Source organism: Pseudomonas kielensis, assembly GCF_030505375.1.
Taxonomy (GTDB): Bacteria; Pseudomonadota; Gammaproteobacteria; order Pseudomonadales; family Pseudomonadaceae; genus Aquipseudomonas; species Aquipseudomonas kielensis.
Window position 1 is genome coordinate 5,812,349 of record NZ_CP130043.1, and the last position, 21,043, is coordinate 5,833,391.

The window sequence follows — 21,043 nt, forward strand, 5'->3', positions numbered from 1 at the left end:
AGGCCGTTTCTGGAAAAAGCCGGTGTGTGCCCTCTTTCTGATCTAAATCAAACAGGCGCGGGACGTTCAGCAGAAATTAGAGACCGTCGTTGCATCATCAGATTCGATGCATGCAGACCTCGTGTTTCATGCAGACGCCCATGACCACTCACTTGCAAGGTGCAGACGCCATGGCCCTCGCTCTGTTGTTTCAGGTTGGGCCGACAGATGAGATGTCGGCAGCCACCGTCATCCAAGAGGAGTGTGAAAATGAGTAATACCGTGAAAAAAAAGGTTCTTCACGGATTACCGGGAAAGACGCTCTTGATCTTCATGAAAAAGAACTCGCTATCCCGGTAACCGTACGCCATTCGCTTGATGACCTTTATTCGATTATTTATTCCTTCCAACTGACCGGTGTGCATCGGCCAGCGAACCCGGCTGACGATGCCCCGCCAGTAAGTCTTTAGCCGTTTGGCGAACTGGATCAGTGCCGGTATTTCGCTTTCATGCGCATGGCGCAGCCATTGCTTCCAGGCCGATCGCCAACCCCAAGCGGTGCTCGGCGTCCAAAGCGTTTTGAGTTCAGTCTTCATCAAATAGACCTTCATCAACGCGTGGTTGGCCGCCAGCAGATCCTCCAAGCGGACCTGTTGCTCCGGTGTTTTCAGGTTCTGCGGGTTGCGCAGGAGCAGCCAACGCGCCTGCTTGATGACCTGTCGGGCCGGCTTGTCATGACGCAGTCGATTGGCTTCGTCGACACGAACCCGATCAATCACCTCTCGGCCATACTTGGCCACCACATGGAAGAGGTCGTAGACCACTCGCGCGTTGGGACAGTGCTGACGAACCTCCAGGTCAAAAGCGGTGTTCATGTCCATTGCCACCGCTTCGATTCGGGCGCATCCCTCTGGCCCCAGCTCTTCGAAAAACGGCCTGACCGCCGCCCGGCTGCGGCCTTCGCCGATCCACAGCACTCGTCGTGTATCCGCATCCAGCACCACACTGGCGTAACGATGGCCCTTGAACAGGGCGAACTCGTCCATCACCAGACGCCGTGGTTGCGCCTTCGGCAGATCGCTCAATGCCGCTTGCAAGGCACGACGCTCCAGCAACCGAACGGTGTCCCAATGCAGCCCAAACATCTGCGCCACGTGCAGCGTGGGAAGGCGCTCACAGGCTTGAATGACCGCCTCTGCCAGACGCCGCGTCATGCGGGCATAGCGATCCAGCCAACTGACGGCCTCCATGCGTTTACCACAGTCGCGGCAACCAACGCGTCGGAGCAAAACGCTCAGGCGCACCGCACGACCGAGAATGGGCAAATCACGAATGACTCGCTCGCAATACTCATGCGTGGTTGAACAGGGTTTTTGGCACCCGCCACAGGAAGGGAATCGGGTGGCGTGGGGTGTCAGATCGATCTGGAGGGCGTCACCATCAGGCTTGATCGTGACGACAGAAAAGCCCTCCCAAAAAGGAAGGAAAGTATTAATATCGCGCATAAGAACGCCGGTTTGTTAGATGTGTTTGCTCGCACGAACATCATCAATCAAATCGGCGTTCTTGTTTCTGTGTTTCCCGGGATTCCGTGAAGAACCAAAAAAATGCCCGTGACTAACGAGGACAAAGTCAGTGAGCGTTCAGTGGGCACTGATCTGTGGCGCCCCCTGGAAAAACTCCGGCAACAGGTCGATCACCTGTTCGAAGACTTCAACCACCGCTCAAACCTGTCACCCTTCAGCCGTGGCCTGTTTGATGTCGATCCGCTGTGGCGGCGAGAACTCATCGGCCACAGCCTGCCTGCCGTGGATATCACCGAAAAAGACAAGAGTTTCGAAATCACTGCCGAACTGCCCGGCATGGATGAGAAAAACATTGAGGTCAAACTGTCCAATGGCAGCCTGATCATCAAAGGGGAAAAGAAAGACGACAAGGAAGAAAAACGTAAAGGCTACTACCTTAGCGAGCGTCACTATGGTTCCTTCGAGCGGGTATTCAACCTTCCCAAAGGCGTCGATGCCGATAAGATCGAGGCGAGTTTCAGCAAAGGCGTGCTGAGCCTCTCGCTGCCGAAAAAGCCTGAGGCCATGAAAGCGGATAAACTCGTGCCGATCAAAGCCGATTGAATCCCAGGCAACTTGCCCCTGGCAGGGAAACCGGCCGGGGGATTTTTGTTGTCCGCATTATCCGAATCGACATCGAGGCTGTTCGATACGAATAAGTCAGGGACGGTCACACCCTATTCCTTTACGCGCGAGATCAGATTTCCCTCATCCCGTACGGGGTTTCATACAGGGACTGCGTACTTGCCAAGCGCCTTACTTCATCCGACTGATACGCACATTGGCTTCATCGGCTGTGTGTTGTGCTCGAAGCGCCACTTCCGCTGCCAGTTGTGCCTTCAAAAATGCCTCGTCAGCCCTGACACGTGCCCACGTCGCATTGTTTTCCGCGGACTCCAGGCGAGCGTCAATTTCCTGGGCATGCCTATTGCTGCACCCGGCCGTCGTCGCCAAAAGTATGCCCAACAGTGCAACGGTGAAGTACCTGCTCATTTTTTTATCCTCAAGTTTCGCGCCTGAATCACTGCAATTGACGATTCAAGTATCAATGGGCATTGCCGGGCCTCTCTGATTTTTATCAATCAACCAACACCTGGCGATCAACGGAGACGACCACTGACGCCGACTTGATTTAACTCAATGCCGCGAAGTTGCTCAGGCGTAAAAAAGTGGAACGGGCAACTATCGCCCTTCAACCGAGGACATCGTCATGAACGACTTGAGCCTGCGTAAATCCATACTCGAAGAGCTCGAATTCCTGCCCGACATCGATGCCGCCAACATTGGGGTTGCCGTCGACAAGGGGGTTGTCACCCTGACCGGCCACGTCACCAACTATGCACAGAAAGTACGTGTCGAACGTGCCGTCAAGGCGGTCAAAGGCGTACGCGCACTGGCGGAAGAAATCCAGGTGCGACTGAACAAGGGGGCCGGCACGGCGGACGACACCATCGCCAATCGCGCCCTCAACATCATTGACTGGAGCGCCGATATTCCCCAGGGCGCAGCCAAGGTCATTGTGGAGAACGGCTGGGTCAGCCTGGAAGGCCAGGTGGACTGGCAGTACCAGAAGGAAACCGTAGAACGGGCCGTGCGCAAGCTGTCCGGGGTGGTCGGCGTGGACAACCGACTCACGCTGCGTCCCCAGGTTGATGTGCTCGATATCCAGCAGCGCATCGAAGAAGCGCTCAAGCGCAATGCCGAAGTCGATGCCAAAGGGATTCACATCAAGGTTGAAGGCAGTGTGGTCAAACTCGAAGGCCGGGTGCATCTGTGGCGTGAACGCAAGATCGCGGAACGGGCCGCCTGGTCAGTACCGGGCGTCAACAAGGTGGAAGATCATTTGCTGCTCGCCTGAAGCAACAGCCCGGAGACGGTTCGTTACCTCCGGGCGCGTTGAGCGGTTGCCCCCCCTCCACATCGCCTCCTGCACGGGCCAAGGCCATGAAGAAGAATCAACAATGGAACCTGTCTTACTTCGTGATCGCCTTCTTTGTGGTCGCGCTTGTGCAGTTTCTGTTTCTCGAACGAAACATCGTTCAGCCCCTACCGTACAGCGAGTTTTTACAACTGCTGAGCGAGCAGAAAGTCAGTGATTTGCGAGTGGAACAGGACAAAATCACCGGCAAACTGCAGGTGCCCATTGATGGCCATACCCTGTTCTCAACCGTGCGGGTCGACCCCGCCCTCGCGGCGGATCTCGCGCGTTCGGGGGTCGGGTTTACCGGTGTGCAGGAAAACACCCGCCTGGGCGGACTGCTCGGCTGGCTGCTGCCTTTCGTCTTGATTATGGTGGTCTGGCATTTCCTGTTCCGCAGCCTGGCGCAAAAACAGGGCTTTGGTGGACTGATGAGCATCGGCAAGTCCAGGGCCAAGGTATTCGTCCAGCGCGATACCGGCGTGACATTTGCCGATGTGGCAGGCATCGATGAGGCCAAGGCTGAGTTGGTGGAAATCGTTTCGTTCCTCAAGGACAAAACCAAATACGCACGCCTGGGGGCGCACATTCCCAAGGGCACGCTGCTGGTCGGCCCGCCAGGAACCGGCAAAACCCTGGTGGCCAAAGCGATCGCCGGTGAAGCGGGCGTACCGTTTTTTTCGATCTCCGGATCCGAGTTTGTCGAAATGTTCGTCGGGGTGGGGGCGGCACGCGTCCACGACCTGTTCGAACAGGCACGCCAGGCCGCCCCCTGCATCATCTTCATCGATGAGCTGGATGCGCTGGGAAAGATGCGGGGCATCGGCGCCTTTGGTGGCAACGATGAAAAAGAACAGACCCTCAATCAGTTACTGTCCGAACTGGATGGATTCGACCCTCGTGAGGGCGTTGTATTGCTGGCCGCGACCAATCGACCGGAGATTCTGGACCCTGCATTGCTGCGCGCTGGACGAATCGACCGCCAGGTGCTGATCGATCGCCCAGACCGAAAAGGTCGCCAGGCAATACTCAAGGTCCATCTGCAAAAAATAACGGTCACGCCAGACCTCGATAACGAGCGCATTGCCGACATCACCACGGGGTTTACCGGCGCGGACTTGGCCAACCTGGTCAATGAAGCCGCCATCGTGGCGACACGTCGCGGGGCTGATGCCGTCAGCCTGGACGACTTCACGGCTGCCGTAGAACGCATCGTCGCCGGGGTTGAACGCAAAAGCAGCGTGCTGCGCCCCGATGAACGCCGAGTGGTGGCGTTTCATGAGATGGGGCATGCCCTGGCGGCGAGCAGCCTGCCGGCCATGGATCCGGTCCATAAAGTCTCAATCGTGCCCCGCGCGATTGGTTCACTGGGCTATACGCTGCAGCGACCGACCGAAGACCGCTTCCTGATCAGTTGCCAAATGCTCAAGGACCGGATCGTCGTTCTCATGGCCGGACGCGCCGCCGAACGCCTTGTGTTTGAGCAGATTTCGACCGGGGCGGCCGATGACCTGGCGCGGGCCACGGATATCGCCCGACAGCTGATCACCCGGTTTGGCATGAGCGCCTCGCTCGGCCAGTCCGTGCTGGAGCGGCAAAGCTCGTCCTTTCTTGGCGAACGTATGCCGAGCGCCATGGACAAAGATTATTCGGAGCAAACGGCCAGGGAGGTCGATCTGGAAATTCGCGCCCTGCTCGACGAAGGCTACCGTCGGGCAACCGCCTTGCTCGAAGGTCGTCGGGCCGATCTGGACGCCGGGGCACTTCTGCTACTGGAGAAAGAAACGCTCACGCCTGAAGAGTTTCCACCGATCAGGCCGGTCAAGGCCGCCACCGCAGTCGCCCGGTTGATCGTGCCCCAGCCCTGAGGGCTTGTTTAGAGCATCCCCGCAGTTACGCTGCCGCCTGCCAGGTATGTGCATGGCCATGACCCGCAGATGCTTTCACATCAAAGAGAATGCCCCCAATAACGACCACTGGCATCAGGGGATAAAACGGTAGCCAACGCCCGTTTCAGTCACCAGGTGTTTGGGCTGTGAGGGGTCGACCTCGACTTTCTTCCGTAGCCCGCCCATGAAGACCCGAAGGTACGGCGTATCGGTAGTGTGCCCTGGCCCCCATACCGCGTTGAGCAGTTGTTGGTGCGTCAGAACCCGGTTCGGATGTGAGCAAAGATGGACCAGCAGGCGATACTCCAGTGGTGTCAAATGCAATGGCGCGCCGCAGCGCTCCACGACACGCCGTTCCATATCAATCCGCACGTCGCCAAAAGCCAGGGCTGCGTGATTCTCGGATTCTTTTACGTGTCTGCGCAGCATGGCGCGCACACGCGCCAGCAGCTCTCCGGTGCCAAACGGCTTCACCAGATAGTCATCTGCCCCCGTGTCCAGGGCCAGGATTTTGTCCGATTCCGCACCACGGGCAGACAACACAATGATCGGCACCTCTGACCAACTGCGCACGTCCCTGATAAGGTCGATACCGTCACCGTCGGGCAGTCCGAGGTCGAGCACAATCAGGTCGGGCCGGCGCGTGCCCGCGTCAATGAGCCCCCGGTGAAAGGTATCGGCTTCGTGAACTTCCAGGCCTTCAGCTTGCAAGGCCATGCGCACGAAGCGACGTATTTCCTTCTCGTCTTCGATGATCAGGACATGAGGCACTGATTCGCTCATGGTGAGTCCTTGTCGGTCTGCGGCTCAAAGGGTTCGATGTTCGGAGGGGCTTCACGGGGCAGGCGTAACGTGAAGCAAGCCCCGCCCTCTGGCCGGTTGACCCCCAGCATCGTCCCGCCATGAGCCAGGGCGATGGCCCGGCAAATAGCCAGGCCCAGCCCGACACCTGGTATCGAGCTTTCCTTCTTGCCACGCATGAACTTGCTGAAGACCGCCTCTTCGTGACCGTGGGGTAGTCCCGGACCTTCGTCGGCGACCCACAATTCGATGTTGTCCGGCGAGGCCCGGGCCCCCAGACGAATGGTGGTGCCTTGAGGGGTGTACTTGACGGCGTTCTCGATCAGGTTGATCAGGACGCGTTCGATCAACACTGCGTCGATGCGTACAGGAGGTACATTATCGTCCAGAACGACCTGCACCGAATGCCCGCCCAGAATCGGCTGAATGGCTCGCAGGGCGCTGCCCACTACGTCCTCGATGGGTTGCCACTGCCGATTCAAGACCACTTTGCCGGATTCGAGGCGCGCCATGTCCAACAGGTTGTTGACCAGCGTGTTCATGCGCAGCGCCGACTCGCCTACCGCGGTGGCGATTTCGGCGGCTTCGCCAGTCAGGGGGGGCTTGGTCAGCTTCAGTGCTTCGGCAAGCCCGACCATGACCGACAGCGGGGTTCGCAAGTCATGGGAGATGGCCGAGAGCAACGAGTTGCGCAAGCGCTCGGACTCCATTTGAACGGTCGTGTCCTGGGCAATGTGGATGTAGTGAATCCGTTCCAGCGAGATAGCCAGCAATGACGCACAGGTGTCGAGCAGACGTCGTTGTTCCGGCACCGCCAGACGGCTCGTGTCATGCGGTTGCACGGCCAATACCCCGCGCACCCGCATGGGTGCCGACAGAGGCAGATAAAGCGTTGGGCTGGAGGGCAGCGTATCGGTGCCATAGCCGGCCGGTTCGGCTTTGTCGAAGGACCACCGGGCAATGGCAACGTCCACGTGCGGTGCATCCCCGGTGATCAGCGGCGCTTGCAGTTTATTGTTGTCGTCAGCGACCAGCAGTGCCGACCTTGCACCAAATTCGGCACTGAGGAAACGTGAACCGATTTCAGCGACCTGCTCGGTCATCAGCGCCGCCGACAACAGCCGCGACATGTCGTACAGCGCCCGCATGCGATCTTCGCGCCGCTGCGCCACCCGTGCCTGGTACGTCAGGCCTGCGGTCATCTGGCCGATCACCAGCGCGACCACGAGCATCACGCTGAAGGTCACCAGGTACTGGATATCAGCGAAGGCGAACGAAAAGCGCGGCGCCACAAAAAAGAAGTCGAATGCGGCCACTGATACAAAGGCCGCCAGAACAGCCGGACCGCGACCAAAACGAACGGCGACGGCGACGACGACCAGCAGAAACAGCATGACGATATTGGCCTGCTCCAGCACCTGAGCCAAAGGTATGGCCGCAAGGGTCGTTACCGCGCAGAGCGCCACGCTCCAGACATAGGACCACCCCCTGACCGGGCTTTGCGTCTTCGCGCAATGGGGCTCGGTTTGTTTGCGCGGGTTGGTCGCAAGGGAGACTTGAATCACGTCCAGATCAGCGCCCAGCGCACCCATTCGATCTGCGAGCAACCGGCTCCAGAAATGACGACGAGGCTGGTCATCGCGGCCCAGTACGACTTTGGACAGATTGTGCTGCCGGGCGTACTTGACCAGCGTCTCGGCAATGTCCTGACCGGCCAGGGTCGAGATCTGGGCACCCATGTCCTGGGCCAGCTTCAGGGTCGCCAGAATGCGACGCCGCTTGGTCTCGGGCAGGCGCTGCAAGGCAGGTGTCTCGACATAAACCGCATGCCACGGCACGTTGAGCTGTGCGGCCAGGCGAGCCGTTGACCGTACCGTCTTTTCTCCCTGCTCATGCGGGCCGACGCAGGCGAGCAGTGAGTCGCGAGTGCCCCAGACGGGTTTTACTGCGCGGCTGATGCGGTACTGCAGCATCTCGCTGTCCACACGGTCGGCGGTGCGGCGCAACGCCAATTCACGCAACGCGATCAGGTTGCCTTTGCGAAAGAAATTCTGCACCGCCCGTTCAGCCTGATGGGCCAGATACACTTTGCCTTCCTTAAGTCGTTGCAGCAGGTCATCAGGCGGCAAGTCGACGATGACCACTTCATCAGCCGTGTCGAACACACGGTCGGGCACGGTTTCCCAGACGCGAATACCGGTAATGCCACCGACAACGTCGTTCAGGCTCTCCAGGTGCTGAACATTCATGGTGGACCAGACATCGATACCGGCGCTGAGCAGTTCTTCCACGTCCTGCCAACGTTTTGGATGGCGTGAACCAACGATGTTGGAGTGGGCCAGCTCGTCGATCAGGATCAACTGCGGTTTGCGTGACAGCGCGGCGTCCAGATCGAACTCGGTCAGTGTGCGGTTCTTGTCAACGACCTGTTTGAGGGGCAAAACGTCCAGGCCCTGGGTCAACGCCTGGGTTTCAGCACGGCCATGGGTTTCGATTACGCCGATCAGTACATCGATGTGCTGTTGTTTCGCCGTTTGGGCGGCCGTCAGCATCGCGTAGGTCTTGCCGACACCAGCGCTGGCACCGAAAAAAATCTTCAGCTGTCCGCGCTTGGCCTGGGCTTCATCTGCGCGAATCTGCGCCAGTAGCTGGTCTGGGTCAGGACGTTGTTCGGCCATCAAACCCACCGTGTCAGAGTGGCGCTCAACGTACGGCGTCGAGTGCCAGGTTCAGTTCCAGAACGTTGACCCGAGGCTCGCCAAGGAACCCGAACAGCCTGTCTTCGGAGTGTTCGGCAATCAGTTGGCGAACGCGCTCTATGGGCACATTGCGCACCCGCGCAATTCGGCCCGCCTGATACTGGGCTGCCGCGGTGCTGATATGTGGATCGAGGCCGCTGGCAGAACTGTAGATCAAGTCGGCGGGAATGGTCGCGGTATTACCGGGGTCGGCGGCATGCAAGGCATCGATGCGGCCCCTGATCGCGTCCGCCAGTGCCGGGTTCAGTGGCCCCAGGTTCGACCCGGACGAGGCCGCCGCGTTGTAGGGGGTGGGGCCGGTCGCCGACGGGCGACTCCAGAAGTGCCCGGGATCGCTGAAGCGCTGACCGATCAACGAGGAACCCACGGTTTTGCCATCCCGTTCAATCAGACTGCCCTGTGCCTGAGAAGGGAACACCCACCTGGCAATGCCGGTCGTGAGCAGTGGATAGGCCAGGCCGGTGATCAACGACAGGGCAATGAACAGGGTCAACGCCGGGCGCAGTAGAGAAGCCATGACAGTGCTCCTTCAAGTCAGACCGACGGCAAACAGCACCATGTCGATCATTTTTATGCCGATAAATGGAACGATCATGCCACCCAGTCCATAGATCATCAGGTTGCGGCGCAACAGCAGGGCCGCGCCTACCGGGCGATATTTCACGCCTTTGAGTGCCAGGGGAATCAGGAAAATGATGATCAGCGCGTTGAAGATCACCGCTGACAGCACCGCCGAGTTCGGGCTCGTCAGGCCCATGATGTTAAGCGCCGCGAGCTGCGGATACGTGGTGACAAAGGCTGCCGGTACGATCGCGAAATACTTGGCGATGTCGTTGGCTATCGAGAAGGTGGTCAGCGAACCGCGGGTCATCAGCATCTGTTTGCCGGTTTCCACTACCTCGATCAACTTGGTCGGGTTGCTGTCCAGGTCCACCATGTTCCCGGCCTCCTTGGCGGCCTGGGTCCCCGAGTTCATCGCCACGGCAACATCGGCTTGAGCCAGTGCCGGAGCATCGTTGGTGCCGTCGCCGGTCATGGCCACCAGCCGGCCTTCTGCCTGGTAGTCGCGGATCAACTGCAACTTCTGCTCAGGCGTCGCCTCCGCCAGAAAGTCATCGACGCCAGCCTCGGCAGCAATGGCGGCGGCGGTGACCCGGTTATCGCCGGTCACCATCACGGTCTTGATGCCCATGCGCCGCAGTTCGAGGAAACGCTCCTTGATTCCGCCCTTGACGATGTCCTTGAGTTCGATCACGCCCAGCACCTTGACCCCGTCGGCGACCACCAGTGGGGTACTGCCCCGACGCGCCACCTCCTCAATGCTGTTTTGCACGGTTTCGGGAAAGCTGCCACCCAGGCTCTGGACATGCTTGAGAATGGCCTCGCCAGCGCCCTTGCGTATTTGCCGGTCGCCCATGTTCACACCGCTCATTCGCGTTTGCGCCGAAAAGTGTACGAAGTGGGCGTCGAGTGTGCCGATTTCCCGTTCCCGCAGATTGAAACGCTGCTTGGCCAAGACGACGATGCTGCGCCCCTCGGGGGTTTCATCGGCCAGGGAGGCCAGTTGCGCCACATCCGCCAGCTCGGCCTCCTTGATACCTGGAGCCGGTAAAAAGGCCGATGCATGACGGTTGCCCAGGGTAATGGTCCCGGTTTTATCGAGCAGCAGAACGTCCACGTCACCGGCGGCTTCGACGGCTCGCCCGGACGTGGCGATCACGTTGGCCTCCATCATGCGGCTCATGCCCGCCACACCGACGGCGGACAGCAGGCCGGCGATGGTCGTGGGAATCAGGCACACCAGCAACGCGATGAGGACGGTGATCGAGACCGGGGCCCCGGATTCGGCCACCGCAACGCCGAACAGCGAGAACGGCAGGAGTGTCACCGTCACGCCAAGGAACACGATCGTCAGTGCGACCAATAAAATCGACAAGGCAATTTCATTCGGGGTTTTTTGCCGCTTGGCGTTCTCGACCATCGCGATCATGCGGTCGACGAAGGTTTCGCCCGGGTCAGTGGTCACACGAACGACGATCCAGTCCGACAGCACCCGCGTTCCACCAGTCACGGCCGAGAAGTCGCCGCCACATTCCCGGATCACCGGAGCCGATTCCCCCGTGATGGCCGACTCGTCCACCGAGGCTGCGCCTTCAATGACCTCGCCGTCGGCCGGAATCACCGAGTCGGCCAGGTCACCGGCTTCAACCACGACCACATCGCCCTTGCACAGGTCGTTCGATTTGGCCAACTGCCACTCTGCGCCGTACCGCGGCTCGCGCAGTTTCTTGGCCCAGGTTTCCTTTTTCAGATTGCGCAGGGAAGCGGCCTGGGCTTTGCTGCGGCCTTCGGCCAGGGCTTCGGCGAAGTTAGCGAACAGTACAGTGAACCAAAGCCAAACCATGATCGCCAGGATGAACCCGGTAGCGGCCTCCCCCTTGCCGGTCAGTGCCTGGACCATCAGGGCGGTGGTGATGATCGCGCCGATGTAGACGACAAACATCACCGGGTTGCGCCACTGGATCCGGGGGCTGAGTTTGCGCACTGACTCGATCATGGCGGGTGCTATCAGTTTCGGGTCGAACAAGGAGAACGCTTTGCGTGTCATGTTCGTGATCTCACTTGATCATCATGAAGTGTTCAACGACAGGCCCCAGCGCGAGCGCCGGTACGTAGTTCAACAAGCCGACCAGCAACACCGTACCGATCAGCAGCACCACGAACAGCATGCCGTGTGTGGGCATCGTGCCTGCGGTGACGGCCAATCGTTTTTTCGCAGCCAGGCTGCCGGCGATGGCAAGCACTGGCACGATGACGCCGAACCGACCAAACCAGGTCATGATGGCCAGCATCGTGTTGTAGAACGGGGTGTTGGCCGACAGGCCGGCGAATGCACTGCCGTTGTTATTGGCCGCCGAGGTGAAGGCGTAGAGAATTTCCGAGAAACCATGGGCACCGGGGTTTGCGACTCCCAGTCGCCCAGCCTCGGCCATGACCGCGATCGCCGTCCCGAACAACACCAGCAAAGGCGTTACCAGAATCGCGATGGCCACCATCTTCATCTCGTAGGCGTCGATTTTCTTGCCCAGGTACTCCGGCGTGCGGCCGATCATCAGGCCGGCGATAAACACCGCGAGGATGGCGAACACCAACATGCCATACAGGCCTGAACCGGTGCCGCCGAACACCACTTCACCCAGCTGCATGAGTATCAGCGGCACCGCACCGCCCAGCGGCGTGAATGAATCATGCATTGAGATAACGGCGCCGCACGACGCCGCCGTGGTCACCGCGGCAAACAGACTGGAGGCAGTGATGCCGAAGCGAAGTTCCTTGCCTTCCATGTTGCCCGCCGCCGTGTCGATACCCAGCGCCGAAAACTGCGGATTGCCGAGCTGCTCGTAATGGGTGACGGCCACTACCGCGATCACGAAGATGATCGTCATGGTCGCCAGCAGCGCCCAGCCTTGGCGTATGTCGCCAACAATGTGACCGAAGACGAAACACAGTGCGGTCGGGATCAGGAAGATGGCGAGCATTTGAAAGAAGTTCGTCACGGCGGTGGGGTTTTCATAAGGATGGGCCGAGTTGGCATTGAAGAAACCGCCACCATTGGTGCCCAGCATTTTGATGGCTTCCTGTGATGCGACTGGCCCCATGGCAATCGTCTGTTGATCGGTGCTGACAACCCTGGTGACCGCATTGCCCTGGGCGTCGACGGTTGGCTGGCCGGCCTCGTTGAGTACCGGGACCTGGTACTGCGTGACCTCCAGCGTCGTGACTTGCTTGTACGGGTCAAGATTCTGGATTGCGCCCTGGCTAACCAGAAACAGCGCAAAAATCAGCGACAGCGGCAGCAACACCCACAACGTGATGCGCGTAAGGTCGGTCCAGGCGTTGCCGATGCTGTCTGCACTGTGGCGCGCGAACCCCCGGATCAAAGCCACCGCGACGACGATACCGGTCGCCGCGGACAGGAAGTTCTGGACCGTCAGTGCGAGCATCTGGGTCAGGTAGCTCATCGTTGTTTCGCCGCTGTAGCCTTGCCAGTTGGTGTTGGTGACGAAACTGGCAGCGGTATTGAACGAGGAGTCTGGCGTAACGGCACCCAACCCTTGGGGGTTAAAGGGCAGAACGCCTTGCAGCCGTTGCAGGGCATAAACGGCCAGCAATCCCAGAGCGTTGAACAGGAGCAGGGCCAGGGCATACTGGAGCCACCCCATCTGTGCGTCGGGCTTGATGCCGGCAAGGCGATAGAGCGGCGACTCGATGCGCGCCCCGAAGGCAAATCGGCCCTCCATCACCGTGGTCAACCAACGCCCAAGAGGCCAGGCCAGAATACCCAGCACCAGCAGAAAGGCCCCGAGCAGGCCCCAGGCTTGAGTCGTCACAGGAAGTCCTCCGGAAACAGCAGTGCGCAAACCAGGTAAATCAGCAACCCCGCCGCGATCAGGGCGCCGATGAGATAGAAACCGGTCATGAGCGTCTCCTTTTCAGCGCGGCACAGCCACTCGCAAGGCCGACAACGATGAGAAAAAACAGGGCACCGAGCACAAAAAAGACGAAGTCCATGGCATTCCCTCCAACGATGAGGGAAGCCTAATTTGCCCTCGAGTAAGTTGTTAAAAGGATTGGGGGTAAAAGAATAAGGATCGTATAAAGACCTCATTCAATTGCCGACTTGGCACCACTCAACGATCCACGTGCGTCCATTGCCAATTCAGGACCTCGGGCATGTCCTGCCCGTGCTCGATCAGATACAGCTTGTGGCGTTCCATCGTCGACCAGTATCGCGCCTTGGCGGCCGGGACCTGATCACCCAGGCGAGGGACGCGCTCGATGACGTCCAGCGCCAGCTGATAGCGGTCCAGGTTGTTGATCACTGCCATGTCGAAGGGGGTGGTCGTGGCGCCCTCCTCCCTGAAGCCTCGCACATGGAAGTTCTCATGGTTGGTGCGTTTGTAGATCAAACGGTGAATCAGCGCGGGGTAGCCGTGGAAAGCAAAGATCACCGGTTTGTCCTGGGTAAATAAATCATCGAACGCGCTGTCCGGTATGCCATGGGGATGCTGGTACGACGGCTGCAGCACCATCAGGTCCACGACATTGACCACCCTCACCCGCAAATCCGGCACGTACTCACGCAACAAGGTGACGGCGGCGAGCGTTTCCAGGGTCGGCACATCACCGGCGCAGGCCATGACCACGTCGGGGTCTTCATCATTGCGACACGCCCAGTCCCATCGACCGAGACCATTCTGGCAATGCCGGGTGGCGGCATCGATGTCCAGCCACTGCCATTCCAGCTGTTTGCCGGCGACGATGACATTGATGTAGTCGCGGCTCCTGAGGCAGTGGTCCGTCACCGACAACAGGCAATTGGCATCGGGGGGCAAGTAGATCCGCACCACGTCCGACTTTTTATTGGCCACCAGATCGATGAACCCCGGGTCCTGGTGGGAAAACCCGTTGTGGTCCTGACGCCAGACGTGGGAGGTCAGCAAAAAATTCAGCGAAGCAATGGGTTGACGCCAGGGCACTTGGGCGGCGGTCTTCAGCCATTTGGCATGCTGGTTGACCATCGAGTCGACGATATGAATGAACGCTTCGTAACAGGACAACAGACCATGGCGCCCCGTCAGCAGATAACCCTCAAGCCAGCCCTCGCAGACCTGTTCGCTGAGAATCTCCATCACGCGACCCTCGGCGGCCAGATTGACGTCGTCCGGTTCCAGCGGCTCCATCCAGGTCTTGGCGCTGACCTCATAGACCGCATCAAGGCGGTTCGAGGCGGTTTCATCCGGGCCGAACAGGCGAAAATTGCTGGAGGTCAGGTTGTTTTTCATCACATCGCGCAAGTACCTCCCCATCACCCGTGTGGCCTCCGCGCGCAGGCTGCCAGGAGCATCAAATGCCACCGCATACTCGCTGAATCGCGGTAAATCCAGGGGGCGCAACACCGCACCACCGTTGGCATGGGGGTTGGCGCTCATCCGCCGGTGCCCGGTCGGTGCCAGTGCCGTGATCTGGGGCAATAGCGCACCGCTTTCATCAAACAGTTCATCCGGGCGGTAGCTGTTGAGCCATTCCTCCAACTGGCGCAGGTGCAACGGTTGCTGGAAATCGGCCAATGGCACTTGATGCGCGCGGCATGTGCCTTCGACGCGATGGCCATCGACGAATTTCGGACCGGTCCAGCCTTTGGGAGTACGCAGGACCAACATTGGCCACAGCGGCCGTTGCGGCGGCGTGGCGTGTCCTGAGCGACGCGCCTCAAGCTGAATGTCGCGGATTTTCAACACGATTGTGTCCAGTGTCTGGGCCAGCGCCTGATGCACCCGCACCGGTTCATCGCCTTCCACGAAGTACGGATCGTAGCCGTAGCCATACAGCAGGGCTGAGAGTTCATCCTCACTGATTCTGGACAGTACGGTGGGATTGGCGATCTTGTAGCCATTGAGGTGCAGGATGGGCAAGACCGCCCCGTCCCGCGCCGGATTGAGAAACTTGTTGGAGTGCCAACTGGCGGCCAGTGTCCCGGTCTCAGCCTCGCCGTCACCGATGACGCAGACGACGATCAGGTCCGGGTTGTCAAACGCGGCACCGTAGGCATGGGCCAGGCTATAACCCAGCTCACCACCCTCATGAATGGAGCCCGGTATCTGGGCCGAGACATGGCTGCCGATGCCGTAGGGCCAGGAGAACTGGCGAAACAGGCGCAGCAGGCCGTTTTCATTACATTCCACCGCGGGGCAAAACTCGGTGTAGGTGCCCTCGAGGTAGGTCTGGGCGACCACCGCCGGTCCACCGTGGCCGGGGCCGGCGATGAACAGCATGTTCAGGTCGTATTGGTTGATCACACGATTGAGATGGGTGTAGATCAGGTTCAGCCCGGGTGTCGTCCCCCAATGGCCCAGCAGGCGCGGCTTGACGTGTGCCAGGGTCAGGGGCTGTTTGAGCAGCGGGTTGCTTCGCAGGTAAATCTGTCCGACGGCCAGGTAGTTGGAGGCGCGCCAATAAGCATCCAGGCCCTCCAGTTGCTCAGCATTCAAGAAATCGCTCATGAACTTCTCCGCCAAAGGACCGGGCTATAGATCGGCTTTGAGCCATTCTGGGAGTCCGGAGCGCGCAAGACTTGATTTACATCAAATGCCTAAGTCGGGATCCGGGTAAAAATGCCCTAAGGATGTTCCGCTCGTCGATTACACCGGCATTCCCGAGAATGAGCGGCGTGTCAGACCCCACGCCGCCTATCCTTAGTGAGACTTCCCTAAATGACCTCACTGCTCATGCCTGAAATCCGCGCTCTGCATCCCCATCACCTGAAGGCTGCGTGCTCAAGCTGCAGTGTGATGGAGCTGTGCCTGCCCCTCGGCATGACCGGGCCGGAAGTCGAGCGGCTGGACACGTTGATCGTGCAACGCTTGAAGGTCAAAAAAGGCGCGGCCCTTTACCGGGCTGGCGATGAGCTGCGCTCGCTGTATGCGGTGCGCATCGGCTCGTTCAAGACCAGCATTCTGACCATCGATGGTCGCGAGCAAGTCACGGGGTTCCAGATCCCCGGCGAAATGCTGGGCCTGGACGCTATCAGCACGGACCTGCATGCCTGCAATGCGGTGGCCCTGGAAGACAGCGAAGTCTGCCCCATTCACTTTGCTCAGCTGGAAAAACTCGCCCATGATCTGCCTTCCCTGCAGCACAACCTGAACAAAATTCTCAGCCGGGAAATCGTGCGCGATCACGACATGTTGATGATGATGGGCAACATGAACTCGGACGAGCGCCTGGCGGCCTTCTTGCTCAACCTGTCGCAACGTTTGAAAACCCGTGGGTATTCATCGACGGACTTCGTGTTGAAAATGCGCCGCGAGGAAGTCGGCTCCTACCTGGGGCTGCGCCTGGAAACCATTTGCCGGGGCATCGCGCATCTGCGGGACCAGGAGCTCGTGAAAATCTCAGGCCGCAACGTCAAAATCCTCAATCTAGAAGGCCTCAAGCAGTTGATTTCCGGCTGCCATCGCCCTCCTGCCTGTTGATGCCGGTCGAGCGGACATCATGATGCGCGCCATGGTTGTTCACACCCCCGGTCAGCCGCTGCAACGGGAATATCGACCCATTCCGACACCCGGGGCCAATCAACTGTTGATCAAAGTCCTGGCCTGCGGTGTCTGCCGCACTGATTTGCACCTGGTGGACGGTGAATTGCCTCAAGCGGTGCTGCCCCGGGTGCCGGGGCATGAAATCGTCGGTGAGGTCATGGCCGTCGGCCTCCATGCAGACCCCGAGCGCATCGGCCAACGGGTCGGCGTTCCCTGGCTCGGCTGGACGTGTGGGCAGTGCGCATACTGTCAGAGCGGACGGGAAAACCTCTGCGATCAGGCCCTGTTCACCGGTTGCCACCTGGACGGTGGATACGCCGAATACACCGTGGCCGACCAACGCTTCTGTTTTCCTATCCCCCAGGCCCTTTCCGATACGGAGGCCGCACCGTTGCTGTGTGCCGGGCTGATCGGCTTTCGCGCCTTGCAAATGGCACGCAGTGCACATCATCTTGGCTTGTATGGTTTTGGCGCCGCAGCGCACCTGGCCATTCAAGTTGCCCGGGGCCGAGGCCAGCAGGTGTATGCCTTCACTCGACCGGGCGACACTGAAGGTCAGGCATACGCCCGGTCCCTGGGGGCCAAATGGGCCGGCCCCTCGGATCAGCCACCTGCGCACCCGCTCGATGCCAGCCTGATTTTTGCCCCTGTCGGCGCCCTGGTGCCGCTGGCGCTGGCCGCCACCGTCAAGGGCGGCTGCGTGATTTGCGCCGGCATTCACATGAGCGACATCCCGGCCTTTCCCTATCGGCTGCTGTGGGGCGAACGTAGCGTACGATCCGTGGCCAATCTGACCCGCGACGACGGCACCGCGTTTTTTCAAGAGCTGCAACACACCCCCGTACACTGCGACACCACCCAGTTTTCCCTCGACGAGGCCAATCAGGCACTGGCGCTGTTGCGCAGTGGTCAGTTCAACGGCGCGATCGTGCTCGTTCCGTGACACACGACCGGCCCCGCCAATGCGGGCTGCGGGTCACGGCGAGCGCGTGTGCGGCTCATCGTGGATCCCCCGGCATTGGCTGATGAGTACCTTCGCTTGGGGGATTGCGCTGTTTATTGATAAACCTCAACCAATGGGCCTGGCCGTGGTGTAGGAGTAATCAGGCAGAAGCACACATAAGGCCCGAGGCGTGAACGCCCTGTGCCGGGCTCCTGCGCAATGATCTCGAGCGGAAAAGCGACGGGTATCGGATACACCCCAAGCGCGCTGCCGCTGCCAGCAACCTATCCCTTGGGGGATGAGCCCATGAACTCACCTTCGCACAATGGGCAACACAAGCCCTACAGCCAGCAACATCACGTTGACACCGCGCACATCGCCCCGGTGTTGCGCCAGTACGCGCAACCCCTGCCAGCGCTGGACACCCCTGCCTTTGCCAACCTGTTCGATCGCTACGCCGATGCACGGGTGGTGATGATCGGCGAAGCGAGCCATGGAACCCACGATTTTTATCAAACCCGGGCGGCCATCACCCAGGGGCTCATCGAGCGGCACGGGTTCAATATTGTGGCCGTGGAAGCCGACTGGCCGGACGCCGGCCATGTCGATCAGTACGTCCGGGGGTTGGCGCATTCCGCCTGGAAGCGGCACATTTTCAGCCGCTTCCCGACCTGGATGTGGCGCAACAGCGAGGTGAAGGCATTCACCCACTGGCTGCATCAATACAATCACCCAAAAGCCCCCGATCAGCGCGTCGAGTTTCGCGGCCTGGACGTCTACAGCCTGCGCAACTCCATTCATGAAGTGCTGGCCTATCTGGACCGGGTCGACCCGCACCTGGCCCATGAAGCCCGGCGACGTTATGGCTGTTTGACGCCGTGGCAGGATGATCCGGCGCTGTACGGCCATTTCGTCGAACGCGGTGGTGTGATGCCCTGTGAACAGCCGGTGGTCGAGCAGCTCAATGCCATGTTGGCGGAACAACTGGTCGGACTCATCCGCGACGATGAAGCCTTCTTCAATGCAACGCAGAACGCCCGGGTGGTGATGGCGGCGGAACAGTACTACCGGGCGATCTATCGGGGGTCGACGGCGTCCTGGAACCTGCGGGACCGGCACATGTTCGACACCCTGCGGGCGCTGCTCGAACACCGCGGCCCGCACGCCAAGGCCGTGGTCTGGGCGCACAACTCCCATATCGGCAATGCCGGCGCCACGGAAATGGGCTGGAAGGGCCAGTTCAATATCGGTCAGCTGTGCCGCAGCGCCTTTGGCCGCGATGTGGTGCTGATCGGCATGGCCACCGACCGCGGCCAGGTGGCGGCCGCCGATGACTGGGACGGCGAGATGTTGATCAAGGACGTGCGCCCTTCCCGGCCGGACAGTTGGGAGCATCAGTTCCTCAAGGCCGGAGTGGCCGCGTCCCTGACCGACTGGCGCGACCCGCAGCGCAAAGAACTGCGCAGCGTGTTGTCCGCGCCCTTGCTGGAGCGGGCCATCGGGGTGATTTACCGGCCCCAGACCGAGCGGTTCAGCCACTACTTCGAGTCAATGCTGGCCGAACAATTCGACGCCATGATCTGGATCGAGCAAACCACCCCGGTCACCGCGCTGCCCCTGCCGAAAAGCCAGCAGGTGGAGCCGGAAGACGAAACCTATCCGTTTGGCGTCTAGGCCAGCGTACCGCCCCCTGTCCTCAGGGGGCGGGGGGCTGCAGGTAGCGCTCAAACCAGTCGCCGGCAAGCCTGGCCACTTCCTCGAGTGTTCCGGGCTCTTCGAAAAGATGCGTGGCACCTGCCACCAATTCCAGTCGTTGCTCGCACCGCAAGGCCCGGGTGCTCTGGCAATTCAAGCCGAACACCACCGAGTCCTGTGCCCCGACAATCTGTAGGGTCGGCGCCTTCACCCTGGCCAATGCCGGCCCCGCGAGGTCGGTTCGCCCTCCCCGACTGACTACCGCCGCGACCACATCCGCACGCTCGGCGGCCGCCACCAGCGCCGCCGCCGCACCGGTACTGGCGCCGAACAAACCGATACGCAGGGTGCTCAACTCAGGGTCCCGGCCGATCCAATCGATCACATCAACCAGTCGTCTGGCCAACAGGGGGATGTCGAATCGCAGTTCCCGGGTCCAGTTGTCCAGACGCTGCTCCGACTCCGTGAGCAGGTCGAACAACAGCGAACCCAGTCCCCGCTGCGCCAAGGCATCGGCCACGTATTGATTACGCGGGCTTGAACGACCACTGCCACTGCCGTGCACAAAGATCACCAGGGCGCGGGTGTTCGTCGGCAACCGCACCTCGGCGGATAACTCGGCGTCCGGCAGGTTCATGTCTCGCGATTGAGGCTCAATCATGGCCAGTCTGCGCAGCGGCGGCGGATTCGCGCTGCCAGGCTCGCTGCAGGAGGTCGATGACTTCTTCATCCGAGGTCTGGGGAAAATCCATGTACCAGTAGCCGATCGACATCATCCATTCGGGAACGAGTGGGCAGATCACTTCATCCACTTCGAAGTACATCGCTTCAAGCGTTTCCCGTGGCGCTACCGGCACGGCGATGACGATGCGTGACGGCGCTTGCGCACGGACCGCATGGACCGCCGCCATCATGGACGACCCTGTCGCCAGACCGTCGTCGATCAGGATCACGACCTGGTCCTTGAGGCGCAGGGGTGGGCGCTCGCCGCGATAAGCCAACTCACGTCGCGACAACTCTTGGGTTTCCCGGGCAACCACGGCCTCGAAACTGGCGCGATCGAGCGGGTGCGCCCGCAGGGCATCCTCATTGAGGATCTGTATGCCCCCGCTGGCGATGGCGCCCATGGCGAATTCCGGGTTGGAGGGGACGCCGAGCTTGCGCACCAGCATCAGGTCCAGGCGCACCTGCAGGGCCGTGGCGACTTCATAAGCCACCGGCACACCGCCACGGGGCAAGGCCAGAATGATGACTTCAGGCCGATGGGCGTATTTGAGCAAGGGCTCGACCAAGCGCCGACCGGCCTCGGCGCGGTCCGCCAAGGTGGTTTGCATTGAGGGACTCTGAATCATGGAGACCTCCCCAGGCGATCACGCCTGGCGTTTCGTATCAGGT

At 60.3% G+C, this 21,043-nt stretch carries 18 protein-coding genes; 7 read left to right on the forward strand and 11 right to left on the reverse strand.

Annotation, left to right across the window (positions count from 1 at the left end; all coding sequences use genetic code 11):
• Positions 1–278: 278 nt before the first annotated feature.
• The gene (locus Q1W70_RS26915) at positions 279–1,430 is read right to left on the reverse strand and encodes an ISL3 family transposase (RefSeq protein ID WP_302098917.1); all 1,152 of its coding nucleotides are present in this window, start codon (positions 1,428–1,430) and stop codon (positions 279–281) included.
• On the opposite strand from Q1W70_RS26915, the gene Q1W70_RS26920 reads away from it, so the two are divergent.
• Entirely contained in the window at positions 1,353–1,574 is a 222-nt protein-coding gene (locus Q1W70_RS26920) for a hypothetical protein (protein ID WP_256669976.1), read from the forward strand. The genes Q1W70_RS26915 and Q1W70_RS26920 overlap by 78 nt on opposite strands.
• Positions 1,575–1,586: 12 nt before the next feature.
• Positions 1,587–2,108, forward strand: coding sequence for an Hsp20/alpha crystallin family protein (locus Q1W70_RS26925; RefSeq protein WP_302098430.1), 522 nt, complete (start codon positions 1,587–1,589; stop codon positions 2,106–2,108).
• Positions 2,109–2,300: 192 nt separating this feature from the next.
• On the opposite strand, the gene Q1W70_RS26930 is transcribed toward Q1W70_RS26925, so the two are convergent.
• On the reverse strand, positions 2,301–2,537 hold the full coding sequence (locus Q1W70_RS26930) for an Lpp/OprI family alanine-zipper lipoprotein (protein WP_166592877.1): 237 nt from the start codon (positions 2,535–2,537) through the stop codon (positions 2,301–2,303).
• A 217-nt stretch (positions 2,538–2,754) separates the two neighbouring features.
• On the opposite strand from Q1W70_RS26930, the gene Q1W70_RS26935 reads away from it, so the two are divergent.
• Positions 2,755–3,402 carry a BON domain-containing protein gene (locus Q1W70_RS26935; protein ID WP_166592878.1) on the forward strand — a complete coding sequence of 216 codons (648 nt, stop codon included), beginning with the start codon at positions 2,755–2,757 and terminating at the stop codon, positions 3,400–3,402.
• An 86-nt stretch (positions 3,403–3,488) separates the two neighbouring features.
• A complete protein-coding gene (ftsH, locus tag Q1W70_RS26940) occupies positions 3,489–5,330 on the forward strand; it encodes an ATP-dependent zinc metalloprotease FtsH (RefSeq protein WP_166592879.1) in 1,842 nt (613 codons plus the stop codon).
• A gap of 114 nt (positions 5,331–5,444) precedes the next feature.
• Here the strand turns inward: ftsH and Q1W70_RS26945 are convergent, their stop codons facing one another.
• The 7 genes from Q1W70_RS26945 to Q1W70_RS26975 form a co-directional block, all read right to left on the reverse strand.
• Entirely contained in the window at positions 5,445–6,134 is a 690-nt protein-coding gene (locus Q1W70_RS26945; RefSeq protein WP_166592880.1) for a response regulator, read from the reverse strand.
• Positions 6,131–8,830 (reverse strand): two-component system sensor histidine kinase KdpD, encoded by a 2,700-nt coding sequence (gene kdpD / locus Q1W70_RS26950; protein ID WP_166592881.1) that lies wholly within the window; start codon positions 8,828–8,830, stop codon positions 6,131–6,133. The genes Q1W70_RS26945 and kdpD overlap by 4 nt, the downstream gene beginning before the upstream one ends.
• 25 nt (positions 8,831–8,855) lie before the next feature.
• On the reverse strand, positions 8,856–9,428 hold the full coding sequence (kdpC, locus tag Q1W70_RS26955) for a potassium-transporting ATPase subunit KdpC (protein WP_166592882.1): 573 nt from the start codon (positions 9,426–9,428) through the stop codon (positions 8,856–8,858).
• 12 nt (positions 9,429–9,440) lie between these two features.
• Positions 9,441–11,519: a potassium-transporting ATPase subunit KdpB gene (kdpB, locus tag Q1W70_RS26960; protein ID WP_166592883.1), complete on the reverse strand. Its 2,079-nt coding sequence runs from the start codon at positions 11,517–11,519 to the stop codon at positions 9,441–9,443.
• 10 nt (positions 11,520–11,529) lie between these two features.
• Entirely contained in the window at positions 11,530–13,302 is a 1,773-nt protein-coding gene (kdpA, locus tag Q1W70_RS26965) for a potassium-transporting ATPase subunit KdpA (protein WP_166592884.1), read from the reverse strand.
• Positions 13,299–13,391 (reverse strand): K(+)-transporting ATPase subunit F, encoded by a 93-nt coding sequence (kdpF, locus tag Q1W70_RS26970; RefSeq protein ID WP_166592885.1) that lies wholly within the window; start codon positions 13,389–13,391, stop codon positions 13,299–13,301. The genes kdpA and kdpF overlap by 4 nt, the downstream gene beginning before the upstream one ends.
• A 211-nt stretch (positions 13,392–13,602) precedes the next feature.
• Positions 13,603–15,975, reverse strand: a complete 2,373-nt coding sequence (locus Q1W70_RS26975; protein ID WP_302098432.1) for a phosphoketolase family protein — start codon at positions 15,973–15,975, stop codon at positions 13,603–13,605.
• A gap of 225 nt (positions 15,976–16,200) precedes the next feature.
• Here Q1W70_RS26975 and Q1W70_RS26980 point away from each other — a divergent pair, with 225 nt between their 5' ends.
• The 3 genes from Q1W70_RS26980 to Q1W70_RS26990 all read left to right on the forward strand — a co-directional run bounded on the left by Q1W70_RS26980 (position 16,201) and on the right by Q1W70_RS26990 (position 19,627).
• Entirely contained in the window at positions 16,201–16,947 is a 747-nt protein-coding gene (locus tag Q1W70_RS26980; RefSeq protein ID WP_166592889.1) for a cyclic nucleotide-binding domain-containing protein, read from the forward strand.
• Positions 16,948–16,969: 22 nt separating this feature from the next.
• Positions 16,970–17,953 carry a zinc-dependent alcohol dehydrogenase family protein gene (locus Q1W70_RS26985; protein WP_185818366.1) on the forward strand — a complete coding sequence of 328 codons (984 nt, stop codon included), beginning with the start codon at positions 16,970–16,972 and terminating at the stop codon, positions 17,951–17,953.
• A 306-nt stretch (positions 17,954–18,259) separates the two neighbouring features.
• Positions 18,260–19,627 (forward strand): erythromycin esterase family protein, encoded by a 1,368-nt coding sequence (locus tag Q1W70_RS26990; protein WP_185818360.1) that lies wholly within the window; start codon positions 18,260–18,262, stop codon positions 19,625–19,627.
• Positions 19,628–19,649: 22 nt separating this feature from the next.
• Here Q1W70_RS26990 and Q1W70_RS26995 read toward each other — a convergent pair whose 3' ends face one another.
• Both Q1W70_RS26995 and Q1W70_RS27000 read right to left on the reverse strand, forming a co-directional pair.
• The gene (locus Q1W70_RS26995) at positions 19,650–20,309 is read right to left on the reverse strand and encodes a dienelactone hydrolase family protein (protein WP_182344247.1); all 660 of its coding nucleotides are present in this window, start codon (positions 20,307–20,309) and stop codon (positions 19,650–19,652) included.
• Positions 20,302–21,000, reverse strand: a complete 699-nt coding sequence (locus Q1W70_RS27000) for a phosphoribosyltransferase (protein WP_302098433.1) — start codon at positions 20,998–21,000, stop codon at positions 20,302–20,304. The genes Q1W70_RS26995 and Q1W70_RS27000 overlap by 8 nt, the downstream gene beginning before the upstream one ends.
• Positions 21,001–21,043 lie beyond the last annotated feature (43 nt).